The 22,385-nt window shown below is 38.4% G+C and carries 17 protein-coding genes and 1 tRNA gene; 9 read left to right on the top strand and 9 right to left on the bottom strand.

What is annotated here, in order from left to right:
* Nucleotides 1-244 precede the first annotated feature (244 nt).
* Nucleotides 245-1,048, top strand: a complete 804-nt coding sequence (locus LV92_RS08240) for an OmpA family protein (protein ID WP_111623179.1) — start codon at nt 245-247, stop codon at nt 1,046-1,048.
* Nucleotides 1,049-1,307: 259 nt separating this feature from the next.
* A complete protein-coding gene (locus LV92_RS08235) occupies nt 1,308-1,826 on the top strand; it encodes a DUF7935 family protein (RefSeq protein WP_111623178.1) in 519 nt (172 codons plus the stop codon).
* Nucleotides 1,827-1,838: 12 nt separating this feature from the next.
* Here LV92_RS08235 and LV92_RS08230 read toward each other — a convergent pair whose 3' ends face one another.
* Genes LV92_RS08230 through LV92_RS08210 form a run of 5 tightly spaced genes read right to left on the bottom strand, consistent with a single transcriptional unit; the run spans nt 1,839 to nt 7,087 of the window.
* Nucleotides 1,839-2,729 (bottom strand): patatin-like phospholipase family protein, encoded by an 891-nt coding sequence (locus LV92_RS08230; RefSeq protein ID WP_111623177.1) that lies wholly within the window; start codon nt 2,727-2,729, stop codon nt 1,839-1,841.
* Entirely contained in the window at nt 2,726-3,637 is a 912-nt protein-coding gene (locus tag LV92_RS08225) for a patatin-like phospholipase family protein (protein WP_111623176.1), read from the bottom strand. The genes LV92_RS08230 and LV92_RS08225 overlap by 4 nt, the downstream gene beginning before the upstream one ends.
* On the bottom strand, nt 3,634-5,721 hold the full coding sequence (locus LV92_RS08220) for a M1 family metallopeptidase (protein WP_111623175.1): 2,088 nt from the start codon (nt 5,719-5,721) through the stop codon (nt 3,634-3,636). The genes LV92_RS08225 and LV92_RS08220 overlap by 4 nt, the downstream gene beginning before the upstream one ends.
* A 54-nt stretch (nt 5,722-5,775) precedes the next feature.
* Nucleotides 5,776-6,501 carry a hypothetical protein gene (locus LV92_RS08215; RefSeq protein WP_111623174.1) on the bottom strand — a complete coding sequence of 242 codons (726 nt, stop codon included), beginning with the start codon at nt 6,499-6,501 and terminating at the stop codon, nt 5,776-5,778.
* Between the two features lie 4 nt (nt 6,502-6,505).
* Nucleotides 6,506-7,087, bottom strand: coding sequence for an RNA polymerase sigma factor (locus LV92_RS08210; protein WP_111623173.1), 582 nt, complete (start codon nt 7,085-7,087; stop codon nt 6,506-6,508).
* A gap of 322 nt (nt 7,088-7,409) precedes the next feature.
* On the opposite strand from LV92_RS08210, the gene LV92_RS08205 reads away from it, so the two are divergent.
* The 6 genes from LV92_RS08205 (at nt 7,410) to recG (ending at nt 17,201) form a co-directional block, all read left to right on the top strand.
* Nucleotides 7,410-8,429: a hypothetical protein gene (locus tag LV92_RS08205; protein WP_111623172.1), complete on the top strand. Its 1,020-nt coding sequence runs from the start codon at nt 7,410-7,412 to the stop codon at nt 8,427-8,429.
* Nucleotides 8,430-8,539: 110 nt separating this feature from the next.
* A complete protein-coding gene (locus LV92_RS08200; RefSeq protein WP_111623171.1) occupies nt 8,540-9,106 on the top strand; it encodes a hypothetical protein in 567 nt (188 codons plus the stop codon).
* 114 nt (nt 9,107-9,220) lie between these two features.
* The gene (locus tag LV92_RS08195; RefSeq protein WP_111623170.1) at nt 9,221-10,243 is read left to right on the top strand and encodes a hypothetical protein; all 1,023 of its coding nucleotides are present in this window, start codon (nt 9,221-9,223) and stop codon (nt 10,241-10,243) included.
* 178 nt (nt 10,244-10,421) lie between these two features.
* Entirely contained in the window at nt 10,422-12,374 is a 1,953-nt protein-coding gene (locus LV92_RS08190) for a PKD domain-containing protein (RefSeq protein ID WP_111623169.1), read from the top strand.
* Complete coding sequence (locus LV92_RS08185; protein ID WP_111623168.1) at nt 12,375-14,933, top strand: CHAT domain-containing protein; 2,559 nt, start codon at nt 12,375-12,377, stop codon at nt 14,931-14,933.
* Nucleotides 14,934-15,101: 168 nt separating this feature from the next.
* Nucleotides 15,102-17,201 carry an ATP-dependent DNA helicase RecG gene (gene recG / locus LV92_RS08180; protein WP_111623167.1) on the top strand — a complete coding sequence of 700 codons (2,100 nt, stop codon included), beginning with the start codon at nt 15,102-15,104 and terminating at the stop codon, nt 17,199-17,201.
* A gap of 32 nt (nt 17,202-17,233) precedes the next feature.
* Here recG and LV92_RS08175 read toward each other — a convergent pair whose 3' ends face one another.
* Nucleotides 17,234-17,818, bottom strand: coding sequence for a hypothetical protein (locus LV92_RS08175; protein ID WP_111623166.1), 585 nt, complete (start codon nt 17,816-17,818; stop codon nt 17,234-17,236).
* Nucleotides 17,819-17,978: 160 nt separating this feature from the next.
* Nucleotides 17,979-18,054, bottom strand: a tRNA-His gene (locus LV92_RS08170).
* A 237-nt stretch (nt 18,055-18,291) separates the two neighbouring features.
* Between LV92_RS08170 and LV92_RS08165 the strand changes: the two genes are divergently transcribed.
* The gene (locus LV92_RS08165) at nt 18,292-20,376 is read left to right on the top strand and encodes a tetratricopeptide repeat-containing sensor histidine kinase (protein WP_111623165.1); all 2,085 of its coding nucleotides are present in this window, start codon (nt 18,292-18,294) and stop codon (nt 20,374-20,376) included.
* On the opposite strand, the gene bshB1 is transcribed toward LV92_RS08165, so the two are convergent.
* Together bshB1 and LV92_RS08155 are read right to left on the bottom strand one after the other, a co-directional pair.
* A complete protein-coding gene (gene bshB1, locus LV92_RS08160; RefSeq protein ID WP_111623164.1) occupies nt 20,373-21,095 on the bottom strand; it encodes a bacillithiol biosynthesis deacetylase BshB1 in 723 nt (240 codons plus the stop codon). The two genes, LV92_RS08165 and bshB1, sit on opposite strands and share 4 nt — an antisense overlap.
* Nucleotides 21,096-21,199: 104 nt before the next feature.
* On the bottom strand, nt 21,200-22,372 hold the full coding sequence (locus LV92_RS08155) for a trans-sulfuration enzyme family protein (RefSeq protein ID WP_111623163.1): 1,173 nt from the start codon (nt 22,370-22,372) through the stop codon (nt 21,200-21,202).
* Nucleotides 22,373-22,385: the final 13 nt, after the last annotated feature.

The raw sequence follows: 22,385 nt of genomic DNA, 5'->3' as shown, positions 1-22,385 counted from the left end.
GGATAATAACGAATTGAACAGTCACTTTCCCCAACTTAGGGATATAAAAAAGACCAAAGTACCCTTTTCTACCTTAGAATATCTTTATAATTGCCCTTATTTGGGAGGCAAAAAGTTAATGCACAAATAAGATTGGCCCTTATTTAAATATAATCTTAATTTTGCATGAAAAATAAATTGCATATCCTTGCAGTAAATCAACTAATTAAAAGTACCAGAACATTCAAATAAACAAATTTTATCTATGAAAAGAATTTTTACCATTCTAGTTTTATTAATGTACACATCCATTTCACAGGCACAGAGCAAAAAGGATCTTATTCTGGAGGTAGATGGTCTAAGATCTCAGTTAAGGGAGTCTGAAACAGCTCTATCCGAATCCAAACGCGAAGAAAGAATTGCTTCGGCAAAAGTGGAGTCGTACGAAGCACAGGTAAATGAACTTAAGGAAACCAATGCCAACCTATTAAAAAACTTAAACAGTTTTACGGAAGCCTCCAACAAGAGATCTGACCACATTAATAGTACCCTTGAGAGTCTAGTTAAAAAGGAAGCGCAATTAAGAATTATCAATGATGAATTGAGTAGCCGTGACTCTATAACCTTAGCTGTTTTTACCCAATTTAAGCAGACTTTGGGCAGTGATCCCAAGATAACCGTTAGTAATGGTGCCGTAGCGGTGGTAATGGATAACAGTTATTTATTTGGGGAGAACTCCAAGAATTTCAAAGTACAGGAAAAGGCAGAGGCCATTATTGCCAATATTGGAAGTGTTTTAAAAGCCAACCCCACAATGGATATTCAAATTGTAAGCAATAGCAATTTGGTGGAATCCAAGGATAATAAATTGAATAACTGGGAAATTGGAACCCAACAAGCTGCTGCTGTAGCCCGTATTTTGGAAAGTAAATATCAAATAGAGCCCAAGCGAATCATCGCCACAGGGAAATCGGAATTAGGACTTTACAGTATTGAAACTGCTACCGAAATCATTGTACAACCAAGATTTTATGAATTCTTTAAATTGGTAAAGGAAAGCATGAAATAATTCTTCATAACTCTTCAAACCGTCTGGAAAGTATTATGGTGAATTATTTTCACCTCCCTAAAGGAACAATTCAACAACCGATGTAACCAAACAGATGAAAAGTCCCCACAATTTTAAAAGCGCTTATTAGCGCTTTTTTTTATGACCTGGGCGAGATTAAACTAAATATACTTGTGACGGCTAAAAATTTGAAACCTACCATAATTTTTAAGGGAATAAGCCGTTAAATAATCAACAAACCAAAAAACACCAAAACAAAATGACTGGAGAGGAAATTTTTCAACTATTTGCCTATTTGTTACCCGCTGTTGTAACCGGAGTGGTTGCTTTTTACTTTTTTAGATTACATACAAGAAACGAAGAAGGAAGAAGACGTTACCTACTGCATAAAGACAGTCAGAAAAACACTCTGCCCATTAGATTACAAGCTTACGAAAGAATGGCCCTATTTCTGGAGCGAATTGCAATTCCTAGTTTGGTGGTAAGGGTAGGACCAAAAAACAGCAATAAAAACGATTATGAAAATTTGTTGATCAAAAGTATCGAAAATGAATTTGAGCATAACCTATCCCAACAAATTTATATGACGGATGAATGTTGGAATATAATTAAGGCGGCAAAAAGTGCCACCATACAAATGATCAGGAAGGCAGGTATGAGCGAATCGGATTCGGCAGACAAACTCCGTGAGGACATTCTAAATGAGACTATGGAAAAAAGTTCTCCTTCGGCAACTGCTTTGTCCTATGTTAAAAAGGAAATTGGGGAATTATGGTAACTAAAAGTTAGCTTAACCAACGCTAGAAAATTTTTCTTCGGCGTACTTATAACCTTGTTGCCACCATAGACGCATAAGTTTTTTATTGAAAACCAAGGAGTTTTCAGTTAATTTAGTGGGGGTGTAATATAAATTTAATTGCACCCCATTATGTTTTGCCGCCAATACCCCTTCAGAAATGTCGTGATATTCAATCTGGTCCAAAACAAAACCATAAATACTCAACATAAGTGAAAAAGGATTTCTGCCCAAAACCTTGTTGTGTTCCATGTTTTCGGACTCTAGTATAATGGCATCTATCTCAGTAGCTCCCCTTCTAATGGCCTCCGTAATGGGGACAACGCATCCAAGGCCACCGTCGCCGTATTCAAATCCGTCTCTTTTTACCAAGGACATGAAAGGAATGTAGTTGCACGAAATCCAGATCCAATCACAGAAATCATCATAGGAAAAATCCTTAATGGATTTATACTCGATCCTGTTTTTGGAAAGGTTTGAAACCGTCACCACCACATCTTTATCACCTTTTTTCAACTTCCGGAATTCCCCTTCACTAAAATTCTTTTTAATGGTCCTTCTCAAAGCCTTGCTTTCCCCAAAAGTACGCTTGCTCTTTACAAATTGAAGAAAGGTGTTTAGAAAATTTATGGAGACATATTCCCGATCACCCTTTTTTCGAACTACAAAAGGATTAAGGCTAAAAATGGAACGTTGGTTAACATTGGTATAAATATCATGTAGTTTGTCAATTTGGTTTAGGGCCAATTGAGGAATTAATAGACTGCCGGTGGAGGTACCCACCAAAATATCATATTCCCGTTTTTCAACTTCCATCAGATATTGGGCCACGCCACCAGCAAAGGCTCCTTTGCTCCCTCCCCCACTAATTACCAATGCCTTCATAAAATTCCAGTCTCTATTGGGTTTGTTTCGGAGTTTTTGTGCTTTGCAAAATTAAAGCCACTTTCCCACCAAACCGTCATTTTTTCCTTTTCAAATATAAGGGAGTTGGTAGTGAGTACAGTAGGCGTATAATAGAAATTGATGATGGCATCATTATGGTTGGCAACAAACTTGCCTATCCTAATATTTTGTTGTTCTATCCTGTCCAGCATAAAGGCAAACATACTTGTAAGTAATGAAAATACATTCTTGGAGGGCATTCTATTTAATTGTGTAACCTCTGTTTGCAAAATTATGGCATCCACAACCTTTGCCCCTCTTCTAATAGCCTCTTCAATAGGAACCATACTGCCCAAGCCACCATCGGCATATTCACATCCATTTTTCTTTACCAAAGTCATAAAGGGGGTATAATTGCAGGAAACCCAAATCCATTCACAAAATTCCTCATAAGTACAGTCATTGATGGACTTATACTCTACCTGGTTTAAAGACAAATTGGATACGGTAACTACTATATCCAAGGGGCCATTTTTTAAATGTTCAAATTCCTCGATAGAAATGGTATTCTTGATCAATTCAAGTAAATTATGACTTTCTCCAAAGGTCTTGCTTCCCCTGAAAAAATTTTTCATCACATTTATATGATGGATCCCGATGGTCTCTATGCCGTATTTCTTTTTTATCACAAAGGGACAATTACTGAATATATTATCTTGATTTACCGAAGTATACACCTGCCTAATTTTTTCAATTTTTTGTAGGGCGAGGTGGGAAATCAATAGACTGCCTGTGGAAGTGCCTAAAAACAGATCGTAATTGTGGTTCAATTCTTGCATCAGGTATTGGGCTACGCCACCGGCAAATGCGCCCTTACTACCACCACCAGAAATTACCATTGCTCTCATTCCGAAATCAGTTTGTTGCTAATATAACGCAATTCCTCCTTATTAAATTTTACGCTCAATCTATCTATTCTATCCCTATATTCCTTTTTTTCCAAAAGTTCGTCCAACAATGAACGGGCATATTTTCTAAATTGCCAAGAATGATGCTGGGTTGCATCTACAAGATCCAATAAATTATTGTCTGAAAAACCTATCAATTGAGCCAAGAATTGAAAAGCCCCTTGCCGCACTTCATTGGAGTAAATTGGGGAAGTATACCCACTAAGTTCCGAGTAATACTCGTTGGTGCTATTGGATTCATAATCCTTGGTGAGCAAGGCTAAGGTGAGCCATAATATGCGAATGTTCTTATTTGAAAAGCCAATGATGCCTTTCGTCCTATTCAAGTACTTTTCCCTTTCATTTGGGTAATTTATCCAAAGTTTGTACAGCATTTCTTCTTTGGTAATATAACTCCCATCATCCAGCAGTGATTCATATTCAGATTTTAGATCCAATGGCAACTGTACTATGGAAGTGGCCAATGCTTGCCGAACCAGGACACTTTCACTTCTTAACACTTCCCTTATAAAATCCTGGGATAGGGATTTGAAATAGGTTTTAATTATTTTGGCCTTTAACTGATCGGAATGTGTGTTTTCCCAATACTTTTTGATGACGGATTCGTTGTCCATGCTACTGGTCATCATATCTTTTTGAAGTTCAAAAAAAGTTTTTAGATCCTCGGATTCACTTACAAGAATCTTTTTTGCCTCATCTAAAGGAAAAACTTTATCAACCAACCATCTATTTCTAAAAGCTGTCAAGTCATGGCCAGTGCTCCCCTCCATTTCCTTCAGGAAATTATCTATTGTCACATTTTTAAACCCGTACTTTTTTAAATACCCTTGAATCCCTTGCCTAAAATCCTTCTCCCCTAATTGATCCCTTAGAATGTGTAAGGCCCATGCACCTTTTTCATAAAATGTAAGGCTGCTTGCTTTTGGATCAATGAGGGCCTCCCCCATATTCTTATTGGATAGTTCCTTTAATTGGATAGCGGTTTCGTACAATTTCCAATAGTAATATTCTTCACCGAAAAGCTCTTTTTCGGCCAATAAGGCATAGTATGTTGCGAATCCTTCATGAAGCCAATGGCTATTGCCATCCACTTCTGTAACCAAATTACCAAACCACTGATGTGCCATCTCATGGGCATTTACATTTACATAGCTTCTGTCCTTAAAGGCAATGGTATCCATTACATAGGAATCTGAAAAAATAGTAGTTCCCGTATTTTCCATACCCGAGTATAAAAAGTCCCTAACAGGTACCTGCATATAATTCTGCCATGGATAAGCAACCCCTATTTCCTTTTCCAAAAAGTCGAATATAGCTGTGGTAAATCTATAGGTAGGTTCCACCATAGCACTATCACTTGGGTAAAAATAGAGACCAATGGGAATCCCGGTATTGGATTTAACTTCTGCCTTATGGTAATCGCCAATGGCAAAAGCCAATAAATAACTGCTCATAGGATTGTCCATATTAAAGCTCCATTTTTTGAGTCCGTCCTGTTCTTTGGTCGCCACCAGGGTCCCATTGGCAATTACTTCGTAGGTCTTATCAAAGCTGATATCCAGATCATACTCTACCTTTTCGGTCATATCATCAAAGCTGGGAAGCCAGTGACTGGTATATTTTCCTTGACCTTGGGTCCAGACCTGCTCATTGCCAAGCAAGTCGTCCTTCCAGCCTAAAAAATAAACGGTCTGTTTGGGATTGGCAGTATAGGTAATATCCAAGGTATAGGTTTTATTGGCCTTAAAACGTTTATAAACCACTATTTTTTTGCCATTGTTGGTAGTCTTGACCTTTTTATTATTAAGTTTGACCTCTTTTAGATTTATATTTTGGGCATCGAGAAAAACGGTATCCACCTTTTGTAGGACCTTCAATTTGTAGGTTACAGAACCCGTAATGGTTTCGACCTTGGGGTCTATATTAATATCTACTTTTCCTTGAATAAAATCTACCTTGTCCTGTTGTTGGGCAGAAAGTATAAGGCTTGTCAGAAAAAGAAAAACAAAAAGGGAATGCTTCATACTTCAAATATAAGGCCTTGATATTGCCTTTTTAAATTAATTATGGCTTATGGACTATAATTTTTTAAGCAGAGCCTGTGCCTTATTATATTCATCGGCCGTTGGAGGTATCTCAACCAAAACCAGCTTACATTTATTGTAATTCTTTTGTTTTAAAAGTCCCAAGGCCTTTTGCCATAAGGCTTCATTTTTATAAACCGAACTGCCAGAGGCAACCTTGTCCAAATCTTTATAGGCATTGGCGTAATCCTCAGTTTCAATTTGGGCAATACCCCTATACAACAACAATTCCTGATTATTGGGATCATTGTTCAATAGTTCGTTTAAATAAGAAGTAGCCTCTTCAAACGACTTGTTATTGAAAGCATTCTCTGCTTTTTTGGCCATAGGGTCTCCACTACTTCTCTGTACCAATGAAATAGAAGGATAGGTTGCAAAATCATTATACGCTGGTCGATCATTGTCCATAAGAAAATAACCTCCAATAGTAATCAACAGTACAATTGCTGCAGCGTACTTCCAAATTTCAGACTTGTAGCTTGAGGGTGCTTTTTTGGTAAAATGCTCCTTACTTATATTTTCTAGATTATTTTCAAACGCGTTTAATTCCTCTTGGTCGGAGAATTTTCCGGTCAAGTAGGCCGAAGTTTCCTTGTAGGCTTCAAAAGATTGCGCAAATGATGTATCATCCAACAAACGCGCCTCAAACGTCTTTTTAGCTGCCGGATCAAGGGTATTGTCGAGATATGCTTCGTATAATTCTAAATCCAATTCGTTCATGATTTTAGGCTTTTAGGTTTTTATATTCCGACGATTCCTGCACCATTCGTGTCAATTCGCCAATGCACAAAGATTTCTTTTTTCGGGCATAGGCATAGCTTACTCCTAGTTTTTGCGCCACTTCCTCCATCGATTTTATTTCGAAAGTTGCTTTTAATAGACCTTTACAGGCATCCCCTAGTTTTTGAAACATGCGATTGAACACCAACTTCTTTTGTTGTTCAATATCAAATTCATCGGCCAGTTGCAGCGTATCGTCATTTATAGATACAACCTCTTCGTTTATTGTTACCTCCTTTAAAGAACTTTTTTTGATTTCGTTCAACCATCGCCGTTTACAAAGCAGGAAAAAATAGGCATCGAACGGACAGGTCAATTGCAATCCTTTATGTTTGGCTTGATTATAAATTGCTACCAATACCTCTTGGACAACATCTTTTGCGGCATCCTCATTACCACTATTTTTAGTTATATACCCCACCACCTTTGGTACAAAGCGATCATAGATGCTTTTAATCACCAAAGGACTGTTCATCAATAAACCCTCTATGTACTTCTGATCGGGATGGATACTTGATCCTGCCATGAATTGAAAATTTTGCCTAAAATAAGAAAACTCTGGGTTCCTTTTTTGTAAAACAGAATATCAACTCTACAAAGCTTTTAGAATCCCAGCCATTCCCTTTTCAACTCTGTTATAGTATTCTTTTTAGGTATAAGCCATGTTGTCCTAAGAAAAAATTGATAATTGATAAAAGAGCCCCTTGGTAGCACCAAATAAATCTTGGCATCCTAAATAAAACCTAATAAAATGAAAATATTTTAATCCAATGGGGTAACAAATTCCAAAGCGAATTGATATAAGGGTGAACAATCAAAAAATTCATTCTTAACAAAAAATAATAATCATGAAAAATTCAAAACAAATTTTAGGACTTTTTTTAATGACGGTGGCTTTGATGACAAGTTGCCAAAAAGATGAAAATGGAGATAACGACATTTTGGACGTAACAATTGAACGGGCTTCTCCCCAAGATTTCACGGATCTTAAAGCTACCGCCTTAGAAAATCTAAAACAAACATTTCAAATAGATGTGGATGGCTCCGGAACTTTCACGACCCAAAAGGGTGTTGAGATAACTATTAACGGAAGCTGTTTAGCCAATAATGGTAATGCTGTTACAGGCATGGTAGATGTGGAAGTAATAGAGCTTTTTGATAGAGGGACTATGCTGGCCACCAATAAAACTACTATGGGTCTTTCTCCTACAGGAGGCAAGGAACTTTTGGTTACAGGAGGGGAATTTTTTATTGAAGCTACACAAAATGGACAGTTGCTACAACTTATTTGCCCTATGCAAGTTCTCGTTCCAACGGCACTTACCGGAGGTGATGATACTGGAATGACGCTTTGGGACGGCCTAATAGGTATGGATTGTGATATTGAAACCGGATGTGATGATGTTACCTGGGTAGAGCAAAAACGTGATGGCCTAGGAGCTGGTATAGACATTGGTCAAGGTGCTGCCGGGCAATCATTATATATGGCCTTATTCAACAGTTTTGGATGGACAAACGTTGACCGTTTTTGGAATGACCCTAGACCTAAGACGAAGTTATGGGCAGCGGTACCTGAAGGTTTTGATAATGGGAATTGTGCGCTTTATCTGTCCTATAATGGGGAGGCAGGCTCACTTGCCAACTTGGACGCCTATGACCCTGAGACCGGATTATTTTCCGAGCATACCGGTATTATTCCAATTGGTCTAGAGTGTCATGTCATCTTTGTTAGTGAGGACAACGGCAATTGGGTATATGCCATAAACCCCGTTACAATAATTGCAGATGGCACTATAGTTGTCGAAGAAAGCGATTTGAGCACGACCACCGAGAGCCAACTGATTACCATGATAAACGCTTTGCCATAACTGTAATAGACAAAAAACAAAATTTGTTTAGGAAACAGGGTAACAAAAACAAAGGACTGTTGATATAGAAATATAAAACAATAAACAATACAAATTTAAAATAACCTATTATGAAAAAATTGATGCTAATATTAGTTCTCGGAATTGTGTCCTGTACTCCAGATGACGGTGACCCCACAGTGTTTTGTGATAATTCCACTTCGGACTTCCAAACACTTTATCAAAGTATGATCAGTGCCGGTCATTCGGACAATGTAACGTATGACACTGAAATACACGAATATACTTTTATGCTATCTGCAACCAAGGAAGTATGCGAAATTGGGTATCAGAGTCAATCTGGTGTTGCCACTACACCTTATGTTATAGAAATAGTGGACAACACTACAACAAATACTATTTACACTGGTTCCCACATTTTCTCGGCTACAGGAACATCATATGTAGCACCTTCTGCTACCATTAACCTAGTAGCAGGAACCTCCTACACCATAAAACGAATTCAAACCAATTGGGGGGCGAACATTGGAAATACTATTGGACGATTGGCAACCAATAATGCTATGAGTTTTCCATACAGTAACGGAATAATGACCATTATAGGTTCAAATTTTCATCAAAATGGCGGACCGGCAATAGACTTTGGCGTGCCCTATATTGATATAATCTTTAAATAAACCCTTTAAAAAACAGTTTTCGAAAAAAAAATAGAAATCAGGGGTAACAAAACTGAAGCCCTCTTGATATAAGGATGTAAAACATTAAATAAACAAATCTTAAAACAATCAATTATGAAAAATACTAGAAAATTATTCGGAATGGTAGCAATGGCAGTAATAACAATGGCCAGTTGTACAAGGGAAGAAGGCGATCAAACGGACGAACAGGGAATTCCGTTCCAAGCGGCCACACCGCAGGAATTTGCTGGCCTGAAAGCGGATGCCTTGGCAGAATTGACCCAAAATTTTCAGTTCGATGCTTCTGGAATGGGAGTTTTTACAACCGAAAATGGAACCCAAATAAGCATTAATGGTACTTGTTTAACAAAAAACGGGAATGCCGTTACTGGGCAGGTAGCTGTTGAGATTGTAGAACTTTATGACAGGGGTAATATGTTGTTGACCAACAAAACAACAATGGGCAGAATGGACGACGGAGGGAAAGCTATTATGATCTCAGGCGGCGAGTTTTATGTCAATGCCACGCAAGGAGGTGATCAATTGAACTTAGGTTGTAATATGCAGGTAGTTATTCCTGTTGATTTAACCGGTGGTGCCGATAACCAAATGTCATTATGGAAAGGTACCATTGGTGAAGATTGCGATAACACCGTGGGATGTGACGATATAATTTGGGATGAAATTCGTGATGAAGAAGGAAATATGCCTGGTATAGAAATAGGTAAAGGTATAACTCAGGGAGACGCCTATTATACCTTCTTCCAAGAATTTGGATGGACCAATGTTGACCGTTTTGCGGGCGACCCTAGACCGAAAACTGGACTCTTGGTTGATGTGCCAGAAGGATTTAATGATGAAAATAGTGCCGTCTATATCTCCTATGATGGAGAACCAAACGCCCTGGCCTTTTTGGATAAATATGATGAAGACCTAGAATTGTTTACAGAGCACTATGGTCAAATACCTATCGGTTTGGAGGCTCATGTCATCTTTGTAAGTGAAGACAACGGAAACTGGTTATATGCCATAAAAGCGGTAACCATTGTGGACAACGGGACAATTACCTTTAATTTATCGGAAACGGCAACTAAATCGGATACCCAGCTTAAAGCCTTGATAAATAATTTACCATAGTAATTAGGCAGACATTATATATTGAAATGGTTTTGAATTATATTTCAAGAATGGTGGCCAGAGAAGGCCACCATTCTATAATTCGTTAATCCCGCAAAAGAATTTTAACATATACCAAAGAGTTATAGTAAACGTTAGGTACTTGGGAGTTTTAAAAGTTAAACCCAATTTCGCTCCAATGCAAAAACAACTCACATTACTTTTTCTGTTATTTTTCGGATCAATTGTCCATGCCCAAGAAACGGTTGCCAAGGATACGGTAGTGCGTTACGCCAATATAGGGTATGATGCCAAGGGCAATGAGGTGTCCTTTCTTTCCGATACCCCGCCATTACAACAAATAGCAGGGGCACCAAAGGCTTTTTATAGCTATTATTGGGAGTTTGGGGATGGCACTTATAGTACCGAAAAAGACCCAAAACATACCTATAAAAAAACGGGTAGCTATGAGGCAAAACTCTGGGCAACCAACAATTACGATACAGGGAAACCACCGGCCACCAGACCTAAAAAGGTGGTCATTAACGAAATTACAAAGGACGTAGACGATCTGGCTACCATGACTGACGATTTCATGTTGAAACGCAATCGAGAGCCAATGATAGATGAAGAAATGGTCATGATCGTAAGTTACAAGAACACCAACAACTACACATCTTCAGGTAATATTCATCTGTTTTATAACGAAATGGCATTTAAGAACGATAACTTCTTAGAACCTGAAATTAGGTTGCACCATGGTGAAAGTTTGATTCTTACGGATGTGATGGTCTATAATAGGGACTATAATCCAACAAAAACCTTTTTGACTTCAATAGAAAATGAACTGGTTTCTTATAGCACACAGGCACAGGATTCTACAAAAAAAACCAACCTTCCGCTAAGTATGGAGGAAGCTAAACAAGCCTATCGCTCACAAAAATCAATTTCATTTGAGAATATGCAGCCTGGTGAAGAAAGAAATGTTTTTTTGACCATGCGCACAGCGCCCGAAATGATAAAGGATACCAGTGCCATTATTTCGGTTAGAGGTATTTACGTACCCGACAATAATTATGGTGACCATACGGTGAAAGATATGGAAATGGAAATCGTGACTTCCCATGACCCTAATAAAATGTCCTCCAACGGGGTATTAATGAACTACCGTTTGGTGCGTTTTAAAACCTTGAAATACAAGATAAAATTTCAGAACAACGGGGAGGGACCAGCACGGACTATCCGCTTGGAAACAGATATTCCCGAAATGTTGGATATGGCTACCTTAAAATTGGAGGACCAATATCCGGCATGTCCAATTTGTCCGAAAGAACCGGTGCGCTACAGTTGTTTGGATACCACTTTCTTGAAGAACAAGGCCATTTTTACTTTTAAGAATATCTATCTCCCTGGAACGGAACAAAAAAATGTACAGGAAAAAGATTCCACCAAGGGATTTGTAAAATATAGCATCCGTTTTGCAAAAGACTTCCACAAGAAGAAAACGAAGAGTCGAACGGCGATTATATTCGATAAAAATGAACCGATTATAACCAATTATGCAACAACACGGTTTACACCAGGTATTTCCATCGGGATCAAAGCGGGGTATAATTACTATCCCAATGTAGAAAACGCAAAAAGCTATTTTCTAAGTGCTGTAGTCTCTCCGTACAAACCGTATCGTTTCTATGGACAGGCGGAATTCAGCAATAGTTTCAATTCCAGTACAAGTACAACAAGTGTTGACCAAGTTGTTGACGATCCCAGAAATGGAAGCATACAGCTACAACGTACCATTACCGCCACCGAACAAAAAAGTGTAAATTGGGAGGTGCCAGTTTTGCTTCGCTATAATATCAATAATTATATTGGGATAGGTGCTGGTGTGCAATCTAATATTAATGTGAGCAATACGACCCAGAACAGTACAACCGTCGAATATTATGAAGGGGATACGGACCAATTTTTAATGGATTCCAAGACCGATACCAATTCTATGAAGGAATCCTTTACCAACTGGAGAACTGGTATCTTTTTGGACTTTACTGCAGGATTTTCCCGAATAGGACCAAGTTTAGGTGCTCGCTATGTTATGAACAATAAAACGGATTTCAACTATTGGCAACTCTACGCCTTATGGCGTTTCTAATTGAAAAACCTAAGTAAAATATTCGTCTGTGTTTTTTGGGCGCTCCCCTTCTGGAGTTCGGCCCAAGGTACAGCGGATGAACTTTACAAGGAATTGGACCATGTCGTGACCAAGCCAACACTTGAAAATCTCCAACGACTTGCAAGTTATGCGGACAATTTTGGTTCAATGGCTAAATCTTCTGACCAACAACTTGCTTTGGTTATAGCCAGATCTAATCTTGGATATTATTTCGAGAAAAATGGGGACCTTTCAAAAAGTGTCGAAAACTATGAAGATGCCTATCATCGCTTTAAATCCAACGAATTATCGGATTACAATATTTATGAAAATGCAGTAGTGCCTTTGGCAGCTATTTATATCCGACAGGGAGACTATTTAAAGGCAGAAGAATTGTTGATACAGTGCGCTTCCCATGCCAAAAACACTGCAAATAATTCCCTGTTGTTCAATACAGTATTATCGCTATCTGCCCTTTACAATTCCACATCCAGATATGAAAGGTCGTATTTGTTGATAAACGAAACTCTGAAGATGAAAGGCATTCCTAAGGGAACTGCAGCGGCTTTGAAGAATAACCTTGCCACGTCTTATTTTCGGGTCGGAGATTTTGAAAAAGCAAAACAGCTGCTTTCTGAAATAAAAGTAATAACAGGAGTTGAACTTGTTAATACCTACAAAAGTCTCGCTTTTATAGCGCTTAAAGAGGGACAGAAGAAAATGGCTTTGGATTACATTGATAAAGCGAAAACAGCTCTTTTGAACGATGAAGGTGTATCTGCACACCAATGGGTAAACTTATTGGTGGAAGAGGCAGAATTATTATTGGAACTAGGTAATATCCTTGATGCTAAAAACACATTGCACAAGGCATTATCGGTACTGCTTCCCTCCTATTCCAACCAAGGACTACCGGACGAAACCAAATTATTTCCAGATCGGAATTTTCTGCGCATTTTTGATGCCTACGCTGCTGCCACTGAAACTGTCACGGATGCCTTGAGAGCATATGATCTTGCATTTTATGTGGCCAATTTATTACAACAGGACTATACTTCCCAAGAAACCAAAATAATACACCAGGCCGACGTAAAACATCGTACTGAAAAATGTTTGGACCTTATCTGGAAGCTCTATTCTGACAGCAAGGATCCAATATGGGCCGAAAGGGCCTTTACTTATGCCGAACAGGGAAAGGCTTCGGTCTTGATAGAAAGAACTGTGCTTAACAAGCAGCAGGATGGAAAAGCTAGTGGATTGGAAGTTCTCCTAAGAAATCGTGATAGGCTCACCGATCAATTATTACGGGCGCAGTTCAAAAACTTGGGAGACAAGATATTGAAATCATTAATTTCTGAATTGGCGGACGTAGACCGGCAAATAAAGATGGTACAATCCCATTTACCTAAAATACTCCGGACGGAGCTAGATCTAGTTGCATTGCAGCAGAAGCTAAAAACGGATGAAGCTGTGCTACAATCCTATTTTTTGGGGGCAAAAAGCAACTATCAATTTACAATCGACAATTCTGGATTACGGATGTACCAACTTCCCGATACCGAAGAACTGTCCCCTTATATTTTGAAATTTGTACATCTATTTGATGGTCCCGAAGCTATAAATAATGACGTGCCCCACTTTACAAAAACCGCTTATGAGCTATTTGAGGTGCTACAAATACAGAATGGTTTGAATAAAAACCATCTAGTGTTGATTCCGGACGGACTACTTAATTTTCTTCCTTTTGAATCGCTTTTGACCGAACCCGCAAAGGGAACCTCGTTTTCCAAGATGCCTTTTTTAGCTGTATCCAAAAAAGTAGCTTATGCGGTAAATGCCCAACAGTATCTTACATCAAAATCCGATAGCAAAAGAAAATCGGTTTTAGGAATTTTTCCTGTTTTTAGTGGAAGCCCCGAGGAATTATCTTATTCCGAAGAAGAGGCAAAAGCAGTTGGGAATGCAATGTCCGCTGAATTGGTTATGGAGTCCCAGGCCACGAAGGACAATTTTATCAAGAAGGCCAAAAACCATGACCTTATACATTTGTCTACCCATGCCGGCAGTGGTAATTTTGTAGTTCCGGCCTTTGTACAATTCTATGATGATCTGCTGTACCTGCCTGAACTACATAGTTTGGATATGAATGGCAAGACCATTGTTTTAAGTGCCTGTGAAACCGGAATAGGAAAACTCCAAAAAGGGGAAGGAGCTATCAGCGTAGCACGTGGTTTTCAGTATGCAGGTGCCTCCTCTGTACTTTTTTCACTTTGGAAAGTAAACGACCAGAGCACTGCCTCGGTAATGTCCCGATTTTATGAATCTTTTAGATCTACAGCATCCTTATTTGCATCGAATCAAGAGGCAAAGCTTTCCTACCTACAGGATAAAAATGTACCCAATTCTAAAAAATCGCCCTATTACTGGAATGGTTTTGCGTATTATGGAGCCATTGATTCCTATGAAAAACCCCATAATACTCTTTGGTGGTGGGCTGCTTCACTATTGTTTGTTGGATTCTTGGCAATAGTATTTGGCTTGAAGAGAAAACAGCATTGAAGTATAAATGGTTTACTTTTTCTTTATTGGACCTATAATATTAAACCCATACTTGCAGTTGTTTGATGGAACTCCTATTTTAGTCTGATTAAATATAGCAACATAAAATCCGGTTGTCTTACTTTTCAACATTAATTGATAGGACTTCTTATAATCAAGTATATCCCAATGAACTCCACTGTACTACAAACGCCTATTGTCTACCTGAAAGGCGTTGGTCCCAACCGTGCTGAGACCTTACAATCGGAGCTTGGAATACATACCTATCAGGATTTAATCAATCTTTTTCCCAATCGCTATATTGATAAGACCCAATATTATAAAATTAGTCAATTACAGCGAACCAGTTCGGATGTTCAAATAGTTGGAAAGATTGTCAACATTAAAACGGTTGAACAAAAAAAGGGAAAACGATTGGTAGCCAAATTTATAGATGATACAGGAGAAATGGAACTGGTTTGGTTTAGGGGCCAAAAATGGATCAGGGAAAACCTCAAGTTAAACATTCCATATGTTATTTTCGGTAAGGCAAATTGGTTCAATGGCACTTTCTCTATGCCACACCCTGAAATGGAATTGTGGGAAGACCATGAAAAAGGCTTAAAAATATACATGCAACCCGTTTATCCTTCCACCGAAAAATTGGCAAACAAGGGCATTACCAATAGGGTGACCAACAAACTTATACAGCAATTATTTTTGGAAACCAAAGGACGGTTTACGGAGACCCTATCCTCTGGCCTCATAAATGAATTAAGCCTGATTTCTAAAGCGGAGGCACTTTTTAATATCCACTTTCCAAAGAATCAGGAATTATTGGCCAAGGCACAATTTCGACTAAAATTTGAGGAATTGTTTTATATACAATTGCAGCTGATTTCCAAAAACTTAATGCATAAACAGAAAATAAAGGGTTATAATTTTGACAAGGTTGGAACACTTTTCAAGACTTTTTATGAGCAGCACTTACCATTTGAACTGACCAATGCCCAGAAAAGGGTAATCAAGGAGATCAGGGCCGATTTGGGCAGCAATGCACAAATGAACAGATTGCTACAGGGAGATGTAGGGTCTGGCAAAACTATTGTGGCACTTATGACCATGCTACTAGCTATAGACAACGGCTTCCAGGCCTGTTTAATGGCCCCTACGGAAATTCTGGCCAACCAACACTTCATGGGCATAAAAGAACTTCTAGGAGATATTGGCGTTAACATAGCCTTGCTTACGGGATCGGTTAAAAAATCTGCCCGTAGGGTAATCCACGAGCAATTGGAAAATGGGGAGCTACAAATTCTAATCGGTACCCATGCCCTTTTGGAGGATAAGGTTGCCTATAAAAATCTGGGACTTGCCATTGTGGATGAACAACATAGATTTGGTGTGGCACAGCGCGCCAAGCTATGGCACAAGAATGATATTCCTCCCCATATCTTGGTTATGACCGCTACCCCTATCCCCAGGACTTTGGCAATGAGTTTATATGGGGATTTGGACATTTCTACCATAGATGAACTTCCCCCTGGAAGAAAACCTATTAAAACGGTCCATAGGTACGATTCCAACCGCTTAAAAGTATTTCAATTTATAAGGGACGAGATTAAAAAGGGACGGCAGGTATATGTGGTCTATCCCTTGATCCAGGAATCCGAGGCCTTGGACTATAAAGACCTTATGGATGGTTACGAGAGTATAGCCAGGGATTTTCCCTTACCGGATTTTCAGATTTCTATAGTGCATGGTAAAATGAAACCAGCAGACAAGGATTACGAAATGGAGCGATTTGTTAAAGGGGAAACACAAATTATGGTTGCTACAACGGTAATAGAGGTGGGTGTAAATGTCCCCAATGCCTCTGTAATGATCATTGAAAGTGCGGAGCGGTTCGGGTTGTCGCAACTGCACCAACTACGGGGCCGGGTTGGTCGCGGGGCCAATCAAAGTTTTTGTATTCTAATGACGGGACATAAGTTATCCTCAGATTCAAAAACCAGATTGGAAACCATGGTAGGCACCAATGACGGATTTCAGATTGCAGAGGTAGATTTGAAGCTACGTGGTCCCGGAGATTTAATGGGTACCCAACAAAGTGGTGTTCTTAATCTAAAAATAGCAGATATAATCAAGGACAATGATATTCTAAAAACAGCCAGGTACCATGCCCTCAAAATATTAAGGGAAGATATTAGTTTGAAAAGGCATCCTGTTATACTCCATACCTATACGCAACTGGTTAAGTACAAAAATATTTGGAACTATATTAGTTGAAATTGGCCAAGAGGATTGGTCAATTAGTTTTATTACGGTTTTTTGGGAGACTTGCACCTCTTGCAGAAATCGGATAATGCATTGATCTCCTTTTTAACTATTTCATGTTCTTTTTCCAACATTGCCGCCTCGTTGCCAAAGTCCGTTTCCGAATAGACCCTTGAACTAATCTTATTTCGCTCCGTAATCATTTTATCAAAATAAGGTTGAAAAAACGTGGCGTTGGAAAAGGTTTTTTTGTTTTCGAATAGTTCCTTCCTAATCTTTCTGGCATAAAGCTCGGAGAGATCAAAATCAAATTTAACAAGGGCTATAAGTCTTTCTGCAGCCAAACTGTCCGTAGCCATTATCACTGCTGCATCCTTATGAAATGTACAACTCACTTTGGAATTAAAGTTCTTAGTGAACATAAATTCAACATTAGACATTTGAAATTCAAAATCCAAAATAACCCCAGATTGTACCAATACTTTGTCTATGTCCTTCTTAATAGCTGTTTTTGTGCCTTGAAAATCTTCAATTTTGAAATCATAATCTGGTTCCCATTCAATGGTATTCACCTGAGAGAATAATCCATTGGTTAGTATTAAAAAAAGAAATAATAATTTGGTTGACATATTATTGATATCCCTTGTCCACAAACAATCTGCTTTAATGATCGTTCATATCTATTTATGAAGTAAATATAGTAAATATGAGGTGTTATTGAAGGTTTCTATTAAAACGGAACTTTAGGTTACAAAAAAACCCTGTCATTTCTGACAGGGTTATATTTCTGGGTGGAAGACCGGGTTCGAACCGGCGACCCTCGGTACCACAAACCGATGCTCTAACCAGCTGAGCTACAACCACCATTTGTAAGCGGTGGCAAAGATAAATCTTTAGTGCTATCGTTCAAAATAAATTTTAGATTATTTTATATCATTTCATAAAATGCTCATATAGCGAATTATACCATAATTTTCCGCCCTAACTATCGACCAAATACTCATAATACTGGACGAAACACACAAAAAACCGCACTTTCACAACATAAATTAGCCTATTTTTTAAAGGAAAGATATTTTTATCAACAGATAAATTAGGATAAATGTCTTTTAAAGCATTAAATATAAGCTCACGGGAGATTAAATTAAAATTAACCGTGTTCTGGATTTTCCTTTTCTTTTGTGGAATCAACTCCGCCCAGGAATCCTCCATTGGAGAATTAAGGCAAAAAATCACCACTTTACGAAGTCAGAAGAAACAGGTTAATAAGGATACCATATACATTGGGTTATTGATGGATCTTGGCGCCAAGCTAAGATTCTTAAATCCTGATAGTCTCTTATTGCTTTCCAGTGAAGCCCAAAAATTAAGTAGCAATATAGATTATAAAAATGGAGTAAGTGAGGCTCTGTTCAACCTAGGGACTTATTATTCCGATATAGGTGAACACAGCATTGCAATAGATAATTATGAAATGGCCTTGGTCAATGCCAAAAAGGGTAATAATTATGCCTTATCCCTGAGAATTGGTAATGAATTGGCCAATGAAAACGTATATAGCGGTAATTATTCAATTGCCTTGCTAGGCTATTTGGAGAATATTAAACTGGCACAGTCCTATGGCAACAGGAAAATGGAGTCGATCCTGTATGAAAATGTAGCCGATTTATACGCTACACAAAAAGATTATGATCAGGCACTATATTTTTATAACAAAGTTGAAAAAATAAATAACAAAATAGGAAATGATATTAACTCTGCCCAGACCATGAGCAATGTGGCGTCCATATATGCTGAAACTGGGGATTTCCAAAATGCCCTTTTTAAAATAAACCGAAGTATCAAAATTTTTGCACAAGGTGAGGTATGGGATTGGCTGGCCTATTCTTATGAAGTGAAGGGCAAAGTATACCTAAAACAACAACAATATACCAGGGCATTATATTGGTACGACAAAAGTGCAGAACTACATGAAAATCTTCAGGACGACCGAGGGATAATAGATCTGTACAACGGGATGGCCGAAGCTAATTTTGGACTGGAAAAAGACAGTATTTCACATAAGTATGCCATGATGGCCTACGAAATATCCTCGACTATTAAATCTATGGAGGGTATAAAAAAATGTTCCAACACTCTTTATAAAGTATATAAAAATCAGGAGAACTACGCTTCAGCCCTTAAATATCATGAAATTTTTAGGCAAATATCGGATACCTTGTCCAGAGATGAGAACAAGATGAGTATGACTATGTTGAAAACAGAAATCAGCCATAAAAATCAGCAGGAAGCACTGGTATTAAAAAATGAAAAAGCCTTAGCAAAACAGCGCCTCTATATCTATATAGCCATACTCTTTGTTATCATTATGGGGGCCATAGCATTTTTAGTTGTAAGAGGACAAAAAATCTTAAAAAAACTGAACAAGGAACTAGAAGTTCAAAAGGAGGATCTAGAACTGAGAGAGGCCGAGTTATGGGAGACCAATAACACTAAAAACAAACTTTTCTCTATTATTGCACATGATCTTCGAGGTCCTATTGGGGCTTTGGAGGGACTGTTGAAATTACTGAACAGCGGTGATATTAAAGAATCGGAATTCAAGGAGTTTATTCCCAAATTAAAGAACGACGTAAATAGTATTTCCTTTACCTTGAACAACCTTCTTACTTGGGGTCAATCGCAAATGAGGGAAGCCACTACCGACCCTGCCAATGTAGATCTAAACGCCCTGGTAGAGAACAATATTAATTTGCTCGGTGAATTGGCATTTACCAAAATGATTACCATGGATAATTTAATAGTCAATAAGGCTATTATTTGGTCCGATGAAAATCAAATGGATATTGTTATAAGAAATCTTTTGAGCAATGCACTAAAGTTCACCCCCAACAACGGACATATTACCATTGGCTATGTAGATAGACCGGATTATTTGGAAGTATTTGTTAAAGATAACGGCATCGGTATGGACGATTACGTTCAGGAACAAATACTTGCAAAAAACACCAATATCACCACCTATGGTACCAATAATGAAAAGGGAACAGGGCTTGGCCTATCGCTTTGCAGAGAAATGGTCATAAAAAATGGTGGTACCTTATGGGTCAAGAGTGAAATAAATGAAGGTTCTACCTTCTATTTCACAGTTCCCAAGGGAAAAAAGCAGTTCCAAAAATCGGCCTAAATTAGGCTATCAAGGCTTTTAACAGCAACAAATCTTTCTGTAGTAAAACCTTCCCCATAGGCTATGCCGATCATCCTACCCAGGTCTCTTGATCTGTAAACAACACTATCTATAAAGTTTTTGCTACTGATAGGCGTTTCCGGTTCCTTACTTTTGGGGTCGTAAAATTGGGAACTGTAAGCCATTATTGCCTTTACCTTTACATCTATGAATTCCGATACATCTACCACAAAATCAGGTTCAAGGTTTTTCCACTGAATATAATGATGCACAAGTTTTGGTCGCCAAGCTTCCTGCCAGTTTTCTTCCCCATCAATCTTAGTATCTATTTTTATAAGTCCACTTAGGAAGCATGCATCACTTACCAGCTTGCTACCCTTGGCATGATCAATATGCCGATCTTCAATGGCATTGCACAATACCGTTTCTGGTTTGTATTTCCTGATCATTTTTATTACTTCCAACTGATGCTTCTTGTCGTTTGTGAAAAATCCATCGGCAAATTCCAAATTCTCACGGACAACTACCCCTAAAATATCAGCCGCTGCTGCGGCTTCCTTATCCCTAATTTCTGCTGAGCCACGGGTACCTAATTCCCCACGGGTCAAATCCACTATACCTACTTTTTTGCCATTGGCCACTTCTTTTGCTATTGTTGCCCCTGCCCCTAATTCGGCATCATCAGGATGTGCACCAAATACTAATATGTCTAATTTCATTTAATCTATGTCTACTTTGTTCTTGAAAGCTTTCAAATTTTCTTCCTTAAAACTTCAATTTTATTGATGGTATGTTATCTCTAGTTATTTGGCCGAACGTGAATCTAAACAGCCAATTCCTTTTCCTTCCTCACCTTTTCCAAAGCCTGTTCAATATCTGCAATTAAATCCTCTGTTTCTTCAATTCCTACAGAAAAGCGTATTAAACCATCCGCAATACCTTGCCGCTTTCGCTCTTCAGCGCTCAAAAGAGAATGTGAGGTTAAGGTTGGTGAAAGTACTGTACTTTCTACTCCCGCCAAACTCATGGCAGGTTTTATTAATTTTAAGGACTTTTGAAATTTGGAAGCATTGAAATCCGCATTTAATTCAAATGACAGCATACCTCCGAAGCCCTTCATCTGCTTTTTTGCTATATCGTGGTCCGGATGTGAGGGCAGGCCAGGATAATACACGGCAGATATATCTTTATGGACATATAGGTATTCGGCCATAGTGTGGGCATTTGTATTTTGGGCCCTAACCCTGATTCCCATGGTTTTAATACTCCTTTCCAATAACCAAACGGTATAATCGCTAAGACTACCTCCAAAATTTTTAGCCAGTTGGAAAATGCGCTTAATATTAACTTCGGTAGAGGCAACGGCACCCGCACAAATATCGGAATGTCCGCCCATATATTTTGTAGCACTATGTATTACTAAATCTATGCCAAAATCAATAGGATTTTGATTCACAGGACTAGCAAAAGTATTGTCGATCATGGATATAAGACCATGTTTTTTGGAAATATCGGCAACAGCCTTTAAGTCGGTTATGTTCAACAATGGATTTGATGGAGTCTCAATATAGATAACCTTGGTGTTTTCCTGAATTTTTGATTCAAAATCCTCTGCACTAAAACCATCCGTAAAGGAGTACGATATCCCAAACTTTTCAAATTCTTCCACTACAAGATTATAGGTGCCTCCATAAATAATCTTTTGTATTACTATATGGTCCCCAGCTTTTAAAAATGCCAGTAGTGAAGTGCTGATGGCGGCCATACCGCTACCAAAAATCAATGCTGCCTCGGCATGTTCCAAGGCCGCTATTTTTTTGGCCAAAGCTACCTGATTGGGAGTGTTAAAATATCTTGGGTATCGTTTAACGTCGATATCTTCAAAGGCATAGGCGGTTCCCATATACAATGGGGAAATAGCCCCTTTGAATTCCTTATCCTCCAACTGCCCAACATGGGTACAGATGGTATTAAGGCCTTTTTTTTGCTGTTTCATTCTATCGATTTAA

It is taken from the genome of Arenibacter echinorum (assembly GCF_003259375.1).
Lineage (GTDB): Bacteria > Bacteroidota > Bacteroidia > Flavobacteriales > Flavobacteriaceae > Arenibacter > Arenibacter echinorum.
This window is presented reverse-complemented; position numbering and strand designations above follow the sequence as displayed.